We start from the raw sequence: 16,764 nt of genomic DNA on the forward strand, positions 1-16,764 counted from the left end.
CCTCACAATAAGCTTGAAGCAGGGAACCCGCCGAAAGGCAATGGTTTATTTTCACCAAATCGCAAGCGGCAAGAACGCAAACGTCCACCACAACGATCAAGTGCCGGATTATCTGTTGGCTCATCTTTATCGGTGAACATTGCAATACCTGTGTAACCACATTCCTCACCGCGATACTTGCCAACCATGCACCAATGACAAAGTGAAGTAATTTGTCGAACTGGGATTTTCAAACCTTCAAAATCGATTGGATTAGAGAGCTCAAAAGTTACCTGTTGGGCGTTTTCAGATGTCTTTTGCTCGATGTACCAAATTTGCTCTTTTGATTCATTCGATGCCGTTGGGTTACCTGAAGTGAAGTTTTCAGCATCAATGTATTTAGCAAGTGTGGTAATGACTTTAAGTTTTGCGCCAGCAAAGTCTTTAAACTGCAAACAGTAAGCAGATACTGCATTCTGGATGCCGTTAATATTGTTCGCCATGTTCAAAGTTGGTGCTGAGGCTTTACCATCTGATCGCATTTCAAGCCCCGAAACCTCCAAAGCCATTGGCTCAAAAACTTGACCCTGCCAGACAATATTTCGGTTCCATACTTTTTGATCACCAGTATCGAATATCTTTCCAATGCTGCCTGTGTCGGCACCAATCAAGCCATCAGATCCTATTGAAGAGTAGATCTTCTCCCAGTCTTGAAAAGCTATATGCCCGTGGAAACGTAAAATGCCAGCTCCAAGTGAGCTGGCATCTAGTTCATACAAATGGATTAATCCATCAACATATAGCTTCTGAAAATCACTATTCAGACTCATGTGTTACCTCGTCATAAATCTGATTTCCGTCTTTATCAAGAACCAGCACATCGTCAAATACGGGTTTGCCTTCACCGTCAACAGCTTGAACCCACTCAAAAACTGGTTCACCATTTTCATTAATGATCGGTTGCTTTGTTAGTGTTGCCATTCCAGCAGAATCAGTAACAAGATAAGTTTCTTTTTTCTGGAATGGTTTTCCGTCCACCATTACAACTCTACCTTCATCATCAATGAGTTCAGTTAAACGGGTCATGAAAGTTGGTTGCATTGAATACTTGATTTGCTGGACCATACGTGGTTGTTTTTCTGTTCTCGGAACTTTTCTTACAATTGTCTTCTTAATGCTGTTTAAACGAATATCGATCCAACGCGGCTCGCCATTCGCATTTTTTGGTATCTCAATTTGTGCATCAAGATTTGCAACAATATCGCCTTCATCATTCATTCTTTTCTTGAATGTTTTAATTTCAAGATCACCGTTTTCTAAGGTTTTATATTCAACCGCACAAATCTTATTACCATGGGTGTCAGTTGGAATTTCAATCCACCATCCATCTTTAGCAAAACCGGATGATCCTTTAACAAGGTAATGGCCAATGCCTAATTTCTCAAAAGAGAGGGGTTGTTCAGCAGCTTCATCGTTAGGTTCAATTTTATCTGCAAAAAGCTTAATTACTGGAGACGCTGCTTTAATAAACCCATTGCCATCGATCGTTGCATTCTTATTTAAAACGACAAAGGCCCCATGAGTAGACCATGGATCGCCATTGATAGATGAAGAGATATGAGGGACCGCATTCCCAAGCGCTGGAAAGAAAAGTCTGTGAACCCACCCGGTTTGATTTAAGACAAGCATTTCACCGTAACCATACGGAAAACCGTCTAAAGCATTTGCACCATAAAATCCATTATTTAATGTCTTCTGGCTCTCAATGGCGGGTGTACCAGCTTGATTTACACCCAGCCCACAGAACCCTACCTCCATTAAATTACCAGCATTACCACCAACGTAACGACTCGCTGCATGGGACGGGTTGGTAAAGTTTTCATTCATTTTTGCGCCAGTTGAGCGGAATGTATCACCGCCAGCGCCTGTTGGTGCTGTGCCAAGATTTACAGTTTGATATGTCATTTTCTTACTCACAAAAAAAGCCCCTAAAAAGGGGCTTCAAAGAGGTTTAAATTAAGGGTAAAAAACTTGGGTAAACGTTGTGGAAATTTGCCAAGTGTCACCGCCAATTTGGCGCGGTTGGTATTCAGGACTAGTTTTTACACGGACTTCACCATCTAACGGCGAATCCCACAGAAATGAGTCCGCGCCTTTGTGTTGATCAAAGAAAGCTTTAATCTGCATAATTTCAGCTTTATAAGCCGTTCTTTGATATGTCCATTCACCAGATCGGTTATTAATACCAATTGAAGTATTCTGCTCATAACCGTCACCAAACTTAGAAGACAAAGTATTAAAGCGCTGAGTATTACTATTACCATCTAAGTCACAGTCAAAGTTGAATTTAAGGTCGCTCATAAATTGAATCCATAAAAAACCGACCTTGTTTTGGGTCGGTTTTAAGCTTTAATTGCAGCAATGATTTCAGGTAATTTCCATAATAGAATTGGTATAGAAAACAATATTAAAAAGGCAAGAATTGTCTGCCATAAACCATACTTTTCAATAGACACTTTCAGAAGCTCCACTATTGGTTTAAAATGTTCCATATAGATTCATCTCTTTTCATACTTTCGCAAGTGATGGAAAACAAAAAACCCTCGACTGCAATCGAGGGTTTTTTGTACGTAAAAATATAAAAGGTGCTAAAAAAGCCCCTATTATATTGTTCTGTTTTTCTCGCTCTTAAAAATCTCCCTTGGATATCCTGGGTGAATCGGCTAAAACACAAAATGAAAAAACCACTCATTCGAGTGGGTTCAAATTAATTTATGATGGTAGCAATGTGATTTCCTCACCACCCCTGTCGTTTAGACATCATGAATCGTTTTTCAATCTTCGAATCCACCATTGCTTCATTTTGCTTTTGATACTCTTTTAGAATAACTGTTAACTCCTTGCCATCCCATTCAGATGTAGCATCCACTTTCTCTGAAGTCTGATTGATAATGGTCACAGTGGGTTGAGACTTCTCGACTCTTCCAGAATTAATCGCATCAAACTGTAGTGCCTCCCGTCGGGTTGCTATAACATCAGTATTGTTGTTAGAAACATACCCTCCGTTTGCATAACCACTAGGTTTGCTTTGACGCATGCTTTCAACAACGCTCACCCCTCCCCATCTTTTAATGTCATCTTGCGACCATACAACTTCGCCCTTATGCACAATCCCTGCTGGAGTGTGTTTAAGGCCGTTTCCTGTATAACCACCATCAGAGAATCCAGCGATAGTCTGTGCTGCAATTAAGCCTACAGAGGCATAGCCCAAACCACGCACAACGGCGGCAGCTGGAATACCTAGAACTGGACCTAGTTCTAAAGCTTTGGCTGCTGCCAATTCAGTACTAATAATGCCTTGGGCTATTGCAATACCTTGCTGAACCAAGAACATTGCTTTATAAGCTCCACTTTGCTCTCCAGCTGACTCTCTGACCATTGCGGTCATATTTCCCCAAACCGTAGAAGTTTGAGACATCAATTGCCCGTAACCTTCGATTTCTCTCTCTCTTGCAGATTTCTGTAAGTCTTGTTCCATAAGCGTATATTTTTCATTAATTGCATATTTTTGCTGGCGAAATATTTCTTCAGCATCTAGCAAAGCTTGAAAACGCTTTTCTTCATCAACAATAGTTTTATCTTCAGAGATTGATTTTGCAGTAGAAGAATAAGATTCATTAGCCTTCTGCATATCATCACTATATTGATTCTGTAAGTTCCACGAATCAAGCTGGTCGGGTGTGAGGGTCCTCTTAGCTTTTAGGTTTAAAGCCTCGGCTTGAGCGATAGACGCCTGCTCATACATCGCTTTTTGATATTCTTCGAGCTTTTGCTTTTGAAGTTTGCGATATTCAGCAATTTCATAATCAAACATGGCTGTTACAGCCTTGCTACGAATTTCTTTTTCAGTATCAGAATATTCTTTTGATGCCTTAATTTGCAGCAGTTTAGTTTGCTTTTGCATCTCAAGTTTTTGAACTTCATTCAACTTATATTCATTAAGTTCATATTCTAGCTGCTGAGTGTTGAGTTGTTTCTGGGCATTAAAACGATCAACTTCTTTTGCAGTTAAACTTTTTAATTCTTCACCCTTAAAATGCAGTTTTAAGTCACTAAGAGTTTTTAAGTACCCTTTTTCAGCAAGTGTATCTTTATCAAGGTACTGATTTCTTAAGTTCTCAGCTTCTTCTTGACTCTTCAAGAACTGATTGAGATATGAATCAAAATCTTTCTCAGATACACCAGCCATGTCGAAACCATTATTGCCAGCAACATATCCTTTAACGTTTTTGACATATTGACGATTTACTGGACCAATATTAGTACCTTTTTCTACATTCCCTTCCCCAGCGTGATAAGCAGAAATTGCCTTATCCCAATTGCCAAATTTTTTGAAGAGGAAATTTAAATATTTGGCAGCTGCTTCCGCCGCTTTGCCAGTATCAAAAACCTCTTTGCCAACTAGACCCCAGCGCTTAGCTGTATCGTCCAGCATTTGAAATCCGCCCTTAGCTGTTCCATATTTAGTTTGCGGGCCAATTGCACTTGCCTTCCCCTTACTTTCTTGCATATTAATTGCAGAAAGTAGACCTGGTAAAAGTTCATATTTGGCTTCAAGATTTGAAAAATTATATTTAGAGGCATTTGCTTTAACCTGTGCATTTACGGCTAAAACTTTTTGCTGATTTTTTAACTCCTTATTTTGTTCACGAATTGACTCTGTTCTTGCATCCGTTTGCGCTTTAATGGATTCCTCAGATTTCCAAATTGCTTTTTGCAGATTAATAGTCTCTAAATCAGCTCCTTTTAAACCTTTGGCAATCGAATCTTTATAAACTTTCAGAAGATCGTTGGCTTGGGCTTCAGTAAATCCTCGCTTCATCACCTTTTCAACAAATTGCGTATCAAATAACTTATCTTCATACATCTTCTTTAGTGACTTTTGGGCATCATCTGCTGCTTGCTTGGTATTTTTAATTGCATCAGCATGTTTTTGTTGTTCTATAGCTGCGTTTTGAGCCTTGTTACCCGTCAATTCAACCTCTTTACCGAAAAGCTTAATGGCCGTTTTTGTTTTATCGGCTTTATCATATGCTTCCTTGTATTTTTCAATTTGCTCCTCGAGCGCCTTTCTAAGTGTCGGAGGTAACTTTTCTTTCGCCAGTTGTTGCAGGGCCTCTTTATAGCTAATGGTTCCTAAACGAGCCTCATTTGAAATGCGTGTAACTTCGACATTGCCTTGCGCATAGTTTTGGATATCAATTAGGGCTGAGCCTACACCGTATTCCATTTTTTTAAGCTCATCATTCTGAGCTTTAAAAGCTGTAGTTAAATCATCAATCGCTTTCGTTCTGGCCTGACCCTGTAAATTTTTTAATTCTGTTGCAGATCTATTGGCAACGTCCGCTTGCTCCTCGAGCTTCTTATTAGCCTCTTCTGCTTTGTCCTTAAAATAAACATAGGTAGCGGATAATGCAGTTACACCCAATGCAAGTGCACCGATTGGTCCACCTACTAATCCCAATGCTCCTGAACCTAATTTTCCTAAAGTTGATAGTGCTGTAACCTTCGTGGCATTGGCTTTTGTTTGTGCTGCAGCAAGTGCCGTTTCAGCTGCAGCTAATTCACGTGTAACTTGGGCTTCAACTTTCTTCAATTCAGCCATTCGTGTAATTGATTGAGTACGGCCAACGGCATTCATTTGTGCTTTGAGTCTTTCTACTTCTAATGCTTTTTCAGCTGCTAAAACTTGTAATGTTGCTTGAGAGCTTGCAACTTGTGTTTGTGCAGTTTTAACTGCCGCTGAAGCCTCTAAAGCATCGGCTACAGCCTTATCTCTACTAGCCTTAACATTTGCAGTAGTAGCGGCTACATCAGCATAAACAGCAACACTCTTCGTAGCTATTGCTTTAGTTACATATCCAATCCCTAAAACCATTGCACCATTTGAAATTAATTCTAAATTAGAGGCTAAGAGTTGTACTGAGTCAGCTAATACTTGAGCTGCTCCACTTCCTTTACCTGATTCCCCTACAAACTTTGTAATTTCATTATTTAAAAGGGTGAGAGATTGGCCAATAGTAATATCCGTTTTTGCAAATAGAGCATCAACATCATCTTGAACATTTTTAAGTGCTTTAACAATTTCCTTAGAAGTAATTTTTCCTTCAGCAGCTACTGATCGTAACTCTCCTACAGTAATGCCCATACCCTGAGCAATTGCTTTAGCTAAAGCAGGTGTTTGTTCCATTACAGAGTTAAGTTCTTCACCGCGAAGAGTTCCGCTTGCCAAGGCTTGTCCAAATTGAACAAGAGCAGCATCTGCAGCTGCTGCACTTGCTCCACTAATAGCCACCGCTTTTGATACGGTTTCAGTTAAGCGAGCAGTTTCATCCATATTTAAATTAAGTGTTTTGGCATTGTCGCTAAAGCGTTGGTACACCTGCAAAACCGAATCCCAAGCAGAATAAGTTTTTTGCGCAATTCTAAAGGTGTCTTCAGTTGCTTTATTAAGCTCTATTTGATTGCTGGTAACTAATTTAAGTCGGTTCTGTAATCCTGTGTATTCATCCATTTTAGAGATAGCAGCACCGATAGTTACAAGCCCTGCCATGTGTCCAGCCAGTGCTCTTGTAGCAACAGATAAACCATCCATTGACTTTGATGCGAAATCACCTTTCTTTTCTATGCTGTCTAGTTCATTGCCTAGATTTCTTGCGTTTCGTTCCGCATTTCTTGAATCAATAATAACTACTAAACGTGATTCTTGAGTCATCTTTAACTTTCCTCTAGGCAATAAAAAACCCGCTTTCGCGGGTTTAATGTTTAATTCAAATTAGTTTCGGAGGGCTTTCTCACAGTATGGTGAGGCATTTTGTAGGTTTGGATCTGGACTATATTGGTAACTACCTCCAGCATAGTAGTTAGCTTTTAATTCAAGCTTTGAATCAGTTTTACTTTTAATTGTTTGTTTTAGACCTGATTGAACGATGATTTCATTTCCACTTACTTTTAACTTTTCTATTAAATCTTTACCGTTCCAGCTAGAACACATAAGACCTGTACCGTCTTTTTTGAAGGAATAAGTCACAGCATATGGACCATTATTGCCCGTCCAGTATCCATTTAAATCCGTTTCGGTCGGAATAACAGACATGTATTGATTGTTCATCATATCATTTGTAGCTGCGCAGCCACCAAGGCCAAAAACCAAACCCAATAAAACAATCTTTTTCATGAAATACCCCTATGTTTATGGGTAATTTAACAAGTGGTTAATAATGGTGCAATAAGAATGCCCACAATGCGAGGTTAGTTGCCTTAAATCTTTTAAACGTTAAATGAATCGAGGCACCCCTTTAAAGCCTCGTCAGCAAATTCCTTTGCTACCTTTTTCTTTTCTTCTTCATTTTTAAAAACAGGGCGTATGTAAGCTTCCTTTATAAGTGCAATATAGTACCAAGTAAATGATTGATCTTTTGAGTCCTTTGTAACAGTTAAAAATAAATCTTTAGCTTGAGTACCGTGTTGTCTTTTATACATAATATTGTTTGCATATTCTGAAACAGGCTCACAATATTTAAGCTGTTCAGAACTATTATCAGCTATGGCTATTGTTGAAAAACTTATCAATAAACAAAAAAGTATTTTTTTCATGAAATTACCCATTTTTATAAATGGGTAAAATTTAACAGTTCAGAGTTTTAAAAACCACCCATCAATCTTCTTGATTTTTTAAATTATTAAATACATTTAATAAACCAAGCTTGTTTATAAAATTTAATCACGGCCTCAAAATCTCTTAATAAAATTTCCTCCGTATATTGATCTGGAGAAAGTTTGATTAGAGCTGGCATATAGTAGTTTTTGTAGACTTCAGGATATGTCTTACACAATATCTCTCGCTTCTCAACAATTGGTACATCTCGATTATTTAATGCATCAAGCATCTCCCCTATCTCTTGATTTGAAGTTAGATATTGCTCTTCAACTGAAGGAGGAAGCGGTTTGTTTTTAACTTCTTTGGAACATCCAATTAAAGCCAAAGATATAAATAAACAAGATGAGAAAATTGAATTTCTCATCTTCCGTATTTTCTCTTTTCTAATCGCTCATGAAGTTCAAGTACATCAAAAAAAGCGTGAAAGGCAATAACTAATGGTAATACAATGACTCCCCAACGAAGTGTGTCAAAGTTTCTTAATATAAGTTCATATAAAGGATAAGTATTCAGAATTTGAAGGTTCGCAAGCCACTTTAAACACGGAAAGAAAAGAAAGACCACTGCAACCATCAATACTAGATAAACCATCATTAAACAAAATACTTTGGGATATTCTTCAAAGACATCATTTATCTCCCACAACTTATCTATAAGCTTTTCAAACATACTATCCCCATCAAAATATAAAGTTATTAAAATTAATTATTTATAAGTCATATCTTACACATAAAAACAAATTACGAAAAGATAGATATTAAAAAACCACCCGAAGGTGGTTTATATCATTCAATATCAGGCAAATCCATTGGATTGTGCTTACTAATTGATAAAACAAAGATTTCAGTTTTACTAGTTCTTTGAAAATGTAAAACCTGATCAGATGTAGAATAATTTGCACCCTTTCTGGTTTGCCAAGATGGTAAACCAATATGAGCATGCCAAAGATCCATCTCCTGAGCATATTTAGCTCTTTCTTTATGATCTTGGTAACACTCAGGAACTTTCCAAGAAGGTGAAATTTTACCCTTCCAACCTGTTAAGCCATTCTGTTCATAATGTTCTAAAAAATCATCAATCAAGTCTAATTTTTCATCAGTGAAAACATTATCGTAATAATACAAAAACTCATCACTAAGTATTGCAGTGTAAAAAGGCTTTATTGAGTCAGTGTTAGAAGTGGATTTTTCTAATCCGTCGTTTGTTGAACTTTCTTCGCCCATGCTCTTCTTTCTTCACGAGTTAATCCTGAAGGCATTTTATACGATTTTTGCTTAGTTAGGGCAATAAGATGCTGAATATCAACACCTAAATGATGATTTTTGTCCGCATGGATTGTTGCGGGATGAACCACAGCGCAATCGATCATGAAAATCTCCAAATACGGATTAGATAAATAATTCTAAAATAAAAGTAATATCATTATTAGCAGTACTTTCAATTCAAACTATGGCTAATAACATTTACTATTGAAAATATAATATTTCTTAATGACATCTATGTCAATTAGAAATTACATTCTTAAACCCTTAACCTTAAAGTTTAATTTATTATAATTCAACAACTTAAAAAAGATAACTTTTTAGAATTTTAGAAAAACTATGCTAAAAGTGCGGTATATTGTGCATTCCTTAAAATACCCCGCACTCGATTTTGTTTTAAGAAATAAAACCTTAAACGTTTTATTTTTTCGCCTTAAACTTCATTTGCGACTCGTCTAAAAACAAGTTATCGATAGCAAAAATACAATCATTAAAGATGTCTCTGTCTACTGGTAATTCATAGTGCTCACAGTATGCGGAGATAGCCGAAATATCCAAAGACAGCGGAATCCCTTGCTCATATCGCCTAGACCGTGAAATAACGTTATAAGCAGAAAGAATCGCATTTGATGTATAAGAATACTCGGGTTTCTCAATGACCTTGGCAGCTTGAAGATTTAAGGCTTTTGCGATCGCTGCTTGCTTCGCGTTGTAGTCGCTCGCTTCTTCTTCTGAGTTGAACTTGCACCAGTTGTAGAGTTGGAGGACTTTCCCACGACTTCATCCTTATATGAATCAGCTTCTTTCTGGATATCTTCAGCTTCTTGCTTTAGGTATAGCCAAATTGAAATGCCAATATCACCCATATTGAGTAGCTTCGTCGCATTTTCATGAGAATACTCTGGTTCAGTTTCAACCAATTCACCGCCGTCTATCTTTTCTCCAAAAACTACGCCTTTCCAGTCTTCTATTAGATGACATGCAGCAGCTTCGAGAAGTAATTCGTGGTAAAGCTTGTCATCTTTACCAGCCTTACTGACATCAAAACCTTTTGAGGTGATCTGATTATTCGCACGCTCTAATGCCACTTGGTACGGCTTATATCCAGATCCACGAATTTTAAACTCAGCCAGTACATTCCCTTCCGTGTCCGTATATTCTCGCCATTTACTGACTGTTTTGCTTGTTTGAATAGTTACTTTTAAAGCCATATTGAACTCCAAAAAAAGCAGCCTTAAAGGCTGCTATCAGTCAAATTAAATTAAGGATTAGGTGTCGGTGCTGGAATACGGGTAATTGTCGGAGCTTCTTCAACAACTTTATATTCAAATGAAGCGTTTAAAATATCGCTGTTCCCACCGCTTGGTAATGGCGCAGTAATTTCTGCTTTAGGAATAAAAATTTCGTAAGAATTACCCAGTGTGTCTGTAATTGGGACTCTTAAAGAAATGGTTGCATTGGTGAATTGCTTTTCATACATGTCTGAAGTATTGCGTGACCATGCAGCAGTAAATGAACCTGTACCAGCAGCAAGTGTTTCTAAAATAGCTCGGGCATTGATTCCTTCACCCAAACATTTCTGCAACTTCATTGTGTTATCCCATTTGAATGAAAATGCAGTCAAGCAAGAGATACCAGCTTGAGATGCACCATCAATCAAAATTTCACCGACAGATACATTAGATAACTTAGGGCTGTTATCTGCTGGAGTTACTGCTCCAGCTGGAGGCGCTGAAAAGTTTGTTCTGCCCAAGGCCATAAGACCAAACGCCATCGAAATTAAACCAGCTTCTGGAATTTCGATACTGAAGGTATTTACATGACAACCTCGGAATACGTGGTAATCATTAACGTCTTCAAAGCCGCGAAGAAGTGAGAAGGTTTGGCGTAGCGCCCCACCAAAAGTAAGGACATTTGATGACCAGCTATTAAAAGCCGCTGCTGCCATTAAATCTTGCACAAGCTGGCTGTATTTAGCCTCGCACTTTAATTCACCGGCATATTCTGCACCTGTAATCATTGATGCGCGAGCAATGCGCCCACTAGTGATTGATTTTGAATCTTCTTTAGAAACAGTGGCGTCTAAGCCATTATCTGTAAATTCAAATGTAGTCCGAGCAAACGGTGTCGGTGTTACACCCACCGTGGTTTCTCTTGCAATTTGTGTTAGTTGACGTGCACCACTCGACATGGCTTTTACTCCTTAGAGTTATGTTAAGCCTGAATGGAGAATACAAATAAAACACTCAGGCATAAAAAAACCTGCCGCTAAGGACAGGTTCGTTTAAAAGTAGTTCAGGTTTATTGGGTAAATTCAGGCAATTAAACCTTTTGTTTTGTTCAAATTATTCACTAAATGAACCACTAAACTTATCATTATTTTTGTTTTGGCTCATTTTTAGCTTCCAAACATTCATCCTCCACTTGGCGTGGAAAATTCACCATAGCAAGCATGCTATTTTCATCTTTTTCGGTTACTTCTGGAAAATCATAGACCTTATCTACCACGTCACTCACATCATCTTTATAATCGTCACCTAAAAAACTTGTAAATACTAATTTTATTGCATCCTTACTAACATTAGCCCACATGGCATTAAAAGTAGAAAAAGCAACTTTACCAATGTTCTCACAATATATGCCATTAGATATTTCGGTAGGCGTAGGTGCAGTTTCTGGGATAGCAAACGCATTGCTCGATAAACATAATAATAGTGCAATAAATAGGCTTTTACTTTTCATGATTTTTAATTAACTCTAAATTGTACTGATACATTGTACTGCACAAAGTCAGCATCTTTACCCGTATAAACTGATTGTCCTTGCAAACATTCTAAATGTTCGACTGAGAAATATTCAAAATGAGCAAGCAACGCATCACTTAAAACTGTTATTTCCATATCACCTGTATTAGGCCGTGCAAAACACTGAATTAAGATATTACCAGTACGGCGTGTACAAGGCTTATCCCCTAGTCCAGCTATAAAACTTGGTCCTCCCGTAATGGTTAAACGACACCACACACCTTTTGTTGGTACCGTAAAACCTGGCGCATTTGGATACTGGATTCTATCTTGAGAAATCCCTGTAAAACTCATCATTCGGTCCACTATAGCTTGTCTAGCTTGCTCTAAAGTCATTGTCATTTTAGCCACCGTACTTTTGAGAAATATAAGTAAACGTGGTCTTGTAAATACCTTGCGGTGCTTGATCAGACCAACCATTTTCTAATCGTTCAGCATATGGTTGGTTATTCTGTATGTAGACCAAATTACCCAGCTTAAACATAACGGCTTGAATAGCTGCATCTTGCACAGCATTTGTAGAAGGCTCTCGCACCCCATAATCACCAGATCCAATAGAAACAATGTGAGAAGCACGATAAGCGCCAGTATCAACGGGACTTGAAACGACCAAAGACTGAACAGCATCCATGACAATATGCTTCACATGGTCTTCTGCTGCTTTAGATACCTCTAAACTAAAACTAGTTGGCTTCTTCCCCTTCCATCCCATGACTTTTTACCTCGCTTTCTTCATACATTTCGAAAAGGTCTTGAGCGATCGCTTGAATTGAATAAGCTTCAAATTCTGAACTAGGCTCTTTTTCTCCCATAAGCTTCTTAACCTTCTGCCAAACATGAACAGCTTCATGTAAAAGCAAGCCATAGATCTCTATCAATTTTCTTTCTGAAGTATCACCCAACTGAACAACTGCATAAGCACCGTCAGAGTAAAAATCAACTTGTGCCGCTGCGCCTTCTATGGAAAGGAACTCGTCCACATGATTCATGTTTTCAAATAACAGATCCATGTGAATTTGATTTCGAGCTAATGTGTATTGAACATGTTGGAATGGAGAAATATGCCATAAAGGAACGTAATCTGTGCTAACCATGGTCCACCCTATTAACTTAGCAAAGGCGTTTCAGTTGCCTCTCTGCCATCAAATGCTTTATGAACAAAAATGCCACCTTCAAATCGAGGGTGGCATTCGCAGTGAAAAAATGAATGAGGTTTTAAATCATCATCAGGTACAACCTGAAAGCTGTCATAGACCTCATGTGCAGTCCAAGTCATAATTACTCCAATAAAAAACCCACCGAAGTGGGCTATGAACTATTCAAAAAGTGGTATTTCGCCTCTAAATTGTGGAAACTCAAACAAAGCTATTTCTCTAATTTCCTCTGCCAGAATTGAATCACCATCACTATGTTTTCCGATATTAAGATAATAATTTTTTTGATTGTGAATATGATAAATAATCCATTCACCTGTTAGCTTTCCGCTTTCAATACGATCTAAATATTGCTTAGTAGAGCTTAAGTAAGCCAACTCTGAAGATTTTTCATTTAAAGTTAAATTTGGATCATTATAAATATTTATAAAATCCTTAAAAAAATTAGGATTTGAATTGATCTGACTTTTGATATTTAAAGACATTGAGCTTAATCCAATTTGCTCAAAGTGTTTGTGCCACAAACCCATCAATGGCATATATTTAAACAGAGTAGGTGGTTTCATTCTTTTGTAATTTATGTCTGGATTTTCTAAGCTCCTGATTTCACTTAAGATCATATCTATATTAGCGCCCCTAAAGAATGCATAGAACATTTTAATTAGGAAAACTGAAGTAAATCTTGATTCGGTAATTTCTTCGAAATCACTATCCATAACTAAATGGAAAAATAAATGAACTTCATCCTGAAGATGCTCATTATTGGCTTTTATATTTTCATATATTTTTTCGACTCTACTCATAATATCCCCCTGCTCAGAGGGATATTAGATCAAGTATTTAAACCTTCCTCAACTGACATTTCCAAATAGTTGCAGCGGGATCCTGTTGAATGTGTTTGACACGAAAAGTACCTAAGGGTGTTACCCACTCATCTTCCATTATGGGCACCATTGTCACTTCATTTTGAAGCACGATCGCTTTCTTATCTGTGGCCAGTACTCCAAGGGTTTGAATTTCATATTGTTTGTAAGAGCCAAAAAGAACACCACGACCAGTATAGTTTTCTTTAACCTCAACATAAGTTTCTGTCTTAGGATCCCAATTCGTTTTAGAGATCCGCTCACAAGTAAATGAATGAACGGCGTCAGCTAAATCATCATTAAATGCTTCGGCAATTTCAGTTTGTAATTCTTCGCGTAGGCCCATTAGATTTTCCTGACAAAAAATACAGATTTTCTTTTGCTATACGGCTTGATCAAATCAAGAATGAATTGCTCAGTTGCATTAAGCTTAACTGACCCTTCCTGATATTCCTTTTCAGTCTCAACCGTATCAGCCTTTACTTTCTTACGCTTTAATGCCTGTTCCTGTCCTTGATATAGATCACCTTTAATAATGCCCTTGATGATTTGATATGAGGCTGTTTTCAGGGGCTCAGGAACAAGAGTGGCATCTTCATAAGGTTTAATATTACGTGCTAATAGATAAGCTTCTGACATCTGAAGGTATTGAGCCTTATCACTGGCAGATAAAGCATCAAAGCCTTCAACATGTTCTATCGCTTCTTGTTCAGTGATAAAGCTCATGGATTATTCCTTAGGAAGTAGCGCTAATAACTCGTCTTTTTTAGCACCTGGTTCAAATGCAATAGCCTTTTCAGTTAATAGAGCTCGAAGCTCATCAACTTTTAGTCCTGCATAGTTAATTGGTTGAAGCTGGTCATCACCAGTTTTTTGATCACCTTCAGGTTTTTGGTTGTCTTGATTATGCTGATTACTACCATCTGGTGTTTGTTTCCCTTCACCCAATTCAAGCTCAGCAATACGCGCTTTCATCGCCTCTGGATCATTTTTAAAAGCAATAAACTCACCTTTCAGTGTTGCTAGTTGTTCTTCTAGCTCAGCTATTTTTGTTTCGATCATTTGCTGTCTTTCCCGTGCACGGTTAAAAGATGAAAGTCCCATTTGAGGATCTCCAAAAAATAAGGCGAGATAGCCCGCCTATTAGTTATTTGATCTTGTGCTTGAATGCCACAATACGGATCTGTTTTGGATCGTAAACACGTTCCCAGTTTGCAGCTGTAGCAAGTCCTGCGTTATTAGGTGCAATACCAGTCACACCTGCCCATTTAATCCCACGAGGGTGCAATACAAAGTGACGGCGGTTAATAAGAATGTCAGTACCCGCTAAACTATCGCGATCAGTCTCTACACCAACTGGTGCACCAATATCTTGGAAGCCAACAGCACCTTGACCAAATAGGAAGGAAGTAAATACATCACCATCAACAGGCATGCCATCATCAACAATCACACGGCGATCCATAAAGGTTTTGTAGAGCAAAACCCCATCAGCATCACGCACGGTTTCAATCAACCCCTGCTTAGATAAAGCTGACATCGTGAATGAATGCATTGAAATCGCCGTTAATTTATCGACTGCATCGCCAAGCTTATATGACGCATCAACAAAAGAGTGACCATCAATAACCGCTGCGGCCCCTACGCCAGCTGAAATATCATGTACGTTACTTGCCATGCTTGCAGCACCAAAAACACCCTTGAGGGTATTCACGGTAAACCCTTGAAACTCACGTGCCCAGTAATCTGCTACTAGATCACCAACTGCACCAAGGGGATCGTCGCCAGATAATGCTTTCGCGAGATCATTGGCACCCCATGCCTTACCACGAGCATGAAGAATTGCAATATCTTGACCTGATGTGATGTTATTTACAGATAAAGGGGTTTGATCTGAGAGAACTTCAGATTCACCACTTAAATCGTTCCAAAAAGGAATATTTACAGTAGTACCGCCCTTAGTTCCGAAAGCGACTTCTTCATCAAGATCCCCAACAATGCCAGACTGCCATAAGGCAGATTTCTCAGCGGTTTTGTTTAAAACATACGGAGTGAATAACTCAGGTACGATTACATCAGCAATTTTGGTATCACCCATTAGGCTTTACTCCTTAAAGTTTAATATTGTGTTTTGCAGCTAGTTCTTTAGCTAACTGCGGATTTTCATTTCGTAATTGCGCCAATTTGGTTAAATTCACTGAACCATCCGGTTTAAGAATGTCGACCTGACCTTTTGAATTGTTACTACCTGGTGCGCCCATACCATTTGGTTTAGGCCAGTAGTAAGGCTTTTGCTCACGTAGAGATTCAACCCACTCTTTTGGCGATAATGCTGTCTGGCCATCTTTGCCAATAATCACTTCGCCGTTTTCATCAACAGCAACAGCTTTGCCGTTTTCATCTAATGCAAACTTTGATTTAGCTAAAAACGCAATATCACCTGTTGCTTCAGGTAATGCTTCAAGCTCTACAGCTGCTTGAACGATTTGCCCTTGAATTACTGATTCCTTAAACTTATTTGCATAAGCCTCGGCTTTGTCAGCACGGTCTTTTTCGGCTTTAAGCACCTTTTCATGTTCTTCACGCATCTTCTCGGTACGTTTCTGAATCACTTCGGTAATCTTGCCTTCAGCGATTAATTTAGCTTCTTCATCTTGATCGATCTGAGAAAAGACCTTTTTAACAATTTCAGGATCAATACCTTCAAATTGCTTTTGAAGTTTCTGCAGTTCTTGTTTTGCAGTCTTAGCAGCATCACGCTCGCTTTGAAGTGCAGATTTGAGCCCTTTTGGATCTTCGTAACCGTCTAAGTCAAGGCGAAACTTCCCGTTTTCCTCAACATATAAAGCGCGGTGCTCTTCTTTAATGGCATCAAGTGAATCAACAATAAATGGCAATGACATGTTCAAACCTCTCGTTTGATTGGGATAAAGCCTTATCTCAAGGCATTAAAAAAGCGCCCATTAGGACGCTGTATTTCGA

General features: G+C 38.4%; 23 protein-coding genes. All 23 read right to left on the reverse strand.

Annotated features, from left to right (window positions below; translation table 11 throughout):
• Positions 1–2: 2 nt before the first annotated feature.
• Complete coding sequence (locus tag RMA94_RS17440) at positions 3–809, reverse strand: phage minor tail protein L (RefSeq protein ID WP_151302398.1); 807 nt, start codon at positions 807–809, stop codon at positions 3–5.
• Positions 796–1,944 (reverse strand): hypothetical protein, encoded by a 1,149-nt coding sequence (locus RMA94_RS17445; RefSeq protein WP_311083845.1) that lies wholly within the window; start codon positions 1,942–1,944, stop codon positions 796–798. The genes RMA94_RS17440 and RMA94_RS17445 overlap by 14 nt, the downstream gene beginning before the upstream one ends.
• A 51-nt stretch (positions 1,945–1,995) precedes the next feature.
• The gene (locus RMA94_RS17450) at positions 1,996–2,340 is read right to left on the reverse strand and encodes a phage tail protein (RefSeq protein ID WP_311083846.1); all 345 of its coding nucleotides are present in this window, start codon (positions 2,338–2,340) and stop codon (positions 1,996–1,998) included.
• A gap of 436 nt (positions 2,341–2,776) precedes the next feature.
• Positions 2,777–6,754, reverse strand: a complete 3,978-nt coding sequence (locus RMA94_RS17455; RefSeq protein WP_311083847.1) for a tape measure protein — start codon at positions 6,752–6,754, stop codon at positions 2,777–2,779.
• 60 nt (positions 6,755–6,814) lie between these two features.
• A complete protein-coding gene (locus tag RMA94_RS17460) occupies positions 6,815–7,216 on the reverse strand; it encodes a J517_1871 family lipoprotein (protein ID WP_311083848.1) in 402 nt (133 codons plus the stop codon).
• Positions 7,217–7,308: 92 nt separating this feature from the next.
• Positions 7,309–7,635, reverse strand: coding sequence for a hypothetical protein (locus RMA94_RS17465; RefSeq protein ID WP_311083849.1), 327 nt, complete (start codon positions 7,633–7,635; stop codon positions 7,309–7,311).
• 86 nt (positions 7,636–7,721) lie between these two features.
• Positions 7,722–8,063: a hypothetical protein gene (locus RMA94_RS17470; protein ID WP_311083850.1), complete on the reverse strand. Its 342-nt coding sequence runs from the start codon at positions 8,061–8,063 to the stop codon at positions 7,722–7,724.
• A complete protein-coding gene (locus RMA94_RS17475) occupies positions 8,060–8,368 on the reverse strand; it encodes a hypothetical protein (RefSeq protein WP_311083851.1) in 309 nt (102 codons plus the stop codon). The genes RMA94_RS17470 and RMA94_RS17475 overlap by 4 nt, the downstream gene beginning before the upstream one ends.
• A 116-nt stretch (positions 8,369–8,484) precedes the next feature.
• A complete protein-coding gene (locus RMA94_RS17480) occupies positions 8,485–8,922 on the reverse strand; it encodes a hypothetical protein (protein ID WP_000503551.1) in 438 nt (145 codons plus the stop codon).
• Entirely contained in the window at positions 8,889–9,068 is a 180-nt protein-coding gene (locus RMA94_RS17485) for a hypothetical protein (RefSeq protein ID WP_000564460.1), read from the reverse strand. The genes RMA94_RS17480 and RMA94_RS17485 overlap by 34 nt, the downstream gene beginning before the upstream one ends.
• A gap of 570 nt (positions 9,069–9,638) precedes the next feature.
• Positions 9,639–10,172 (reverse strand): hypothetical protein, encoded by a 534-nt coding sequence (locus tag RMA94_RS17490; protein ID WP_311083852.1) that lies wholly within the window; start codon positions 10,170–10,172, stop codon positions 9,639–9,641.
• 50 nt (positions 10,173–10,222) lie between these two features.
• On the reverse strand, positions 10,223–11,152 hold the full coding sequence (locus RMA94_RS17495; RefSeq protein ID WP_311083853.1) for a phage tail tube protein: 930 nt from the start codon (positions 11,150–11,152) through the stop codon (positions 10,223–10,225).
• Between the two features lie 185 nt (positions 11,153–11,337).
• Complete coding sequence (locus tag RMA94_RS17500) at positions 11,338–11,703, reverse strand: hypothetical protein (protein WP_311083854.1); 366 nt, start codon at positions 11,701–11,703, stop codon at positions 11,338–11,340.
• Between the two features lie 5 nt (positions 11,704–11,708).
• A complete protein-coding gene (locus RMA94_RS17505) occupies positions 11,709–12,107 on the reverse strand; it encodes a phage tail terminator-like protein (RefSeq protein WP_311083855.1) in 399 nt (132 codons plus the stop codon).
• Position 12,108: 1 nt separating this feature from the next.
• Positions 12,109–12,477 carry an HK97 gp10 family phage protein gene (locus tag RMA94_RS17510; protein ID WP_311083856.1) on the reverse strand — a complete coding sequence of 123 codons (369 nt, stop codon included), beginning with the start codon at positions 12,475–12,477 and terminating at the stop codon, positions 12,109–12,111.
• Entirely contained in the window at positions 12,449–12,859 is a 411-nt protein-coding gene (locus RMA94_RS17515) for a hypothetical protein (RefSeq protein ID WP_311083857.1), read from the reverse strand. The genes RMA94_RS17510 and RMA94_RS17515 overlap by 29 nt, the downstream gene beginning before the upstream one ends.
• 11 nt (positions 12,860–12,870) lie before the next feature.
• Positions 12,871–13,041: a hypothetical protein gene (locus RMA94_RS17520; RefSeq protein WP_311083858.1), complete on the reverse strand. Its 171-nt coding sequence runs from the start codon at positions 13,039–13,041 to the stop codon at positions 12,871–12,873.
• A gap of 39 nt (positions 13,042–13,080) precedes the next feature.
• Positions 13,081–13,722: a hypothetical protein gene (locus RMA94_RS17525; protein ID WP_311083859.1), complete on the reverse strand. Its 642-nt coding sequence runs from the start codon at positions 13,720–13,722 to the stop codon at positions 13,081–13,083.
• A 37-nt stretch (positions 13,723–13,759) separates the two neighbouring features.
• The gene (locus RMA94_RS17530; protein WP_311083860.1) at positions 13,760–14,128 is read right to left on the reverse strand and encodes a glutamate 5-kinase; all 369 of its coding nucleotides are present in this window, start codon (positions 14,126–14,128) and stop codon (positions 13,760–13,762) included.
• Complete coding sequence (locus tag RMA94_RS17535) at positions 14,128–14,508, reverse strand: hypothetical protein (RefSeq protein ID WP_208753464.1); 381 nt, start codon at positions 14,506–14,508, stop codon at positions 14,128–14,130. Before RMA94_RS17535 ends, RMA94_RS17530 begins: the two co-directional genes overlap by 1 nt.
• Before the next feature lie 3 nt (positions 14,509–14,511).
• Positions 14,512–14,886: a HeH/LEM domain protein gene (locus tag RMA94_RS17540; RefSeq protein ID WP_208753465.1), complete on the reverse strand. Its 375-nt coding sequence runs from the start codon at positions 14,884–14,886 to the stop codon at positions 14,512–14,514.
• Positions 14,887–14,929: 43 nt separating this feature from the next.
• Positions 14,930–15,880: a major capsid protein gene (locus RMA94_RS17545; RefSeq protein ID WP_208753466.1), complete on the reverse strand. Its 951-nt coding sequence runs from the start codon at positions 15,878–15,880 to the stop codon at positions 14,930–14,932.
• Between the two features lie 13 nt (positions 15,881–15,893).
• Complete coding sequence (locus RMA94_RS17550) at positions 15,894–16,685, reverse strand: hypothetical protein (RefSeq protein ID WP_208753467.1); 792 nt, start codon at positions 16,683–16,685, stop codon at positions 15,894–15,896.
• Between the last annotated feature and the right edge of the window lie 79 nt (positions 16,686–16,764).

This window comes from Acinetobacter sp. V115_6 (genome assembly GCF_031799025.1).
In the GTDB taxonomy this organism is placed as follows: Bacteria; Pseudomonadota; Gammaproteobacteria; order Pseudomonadales; family Moraxellaceae; genus Acinetobacter; species Acinetobacter pittii.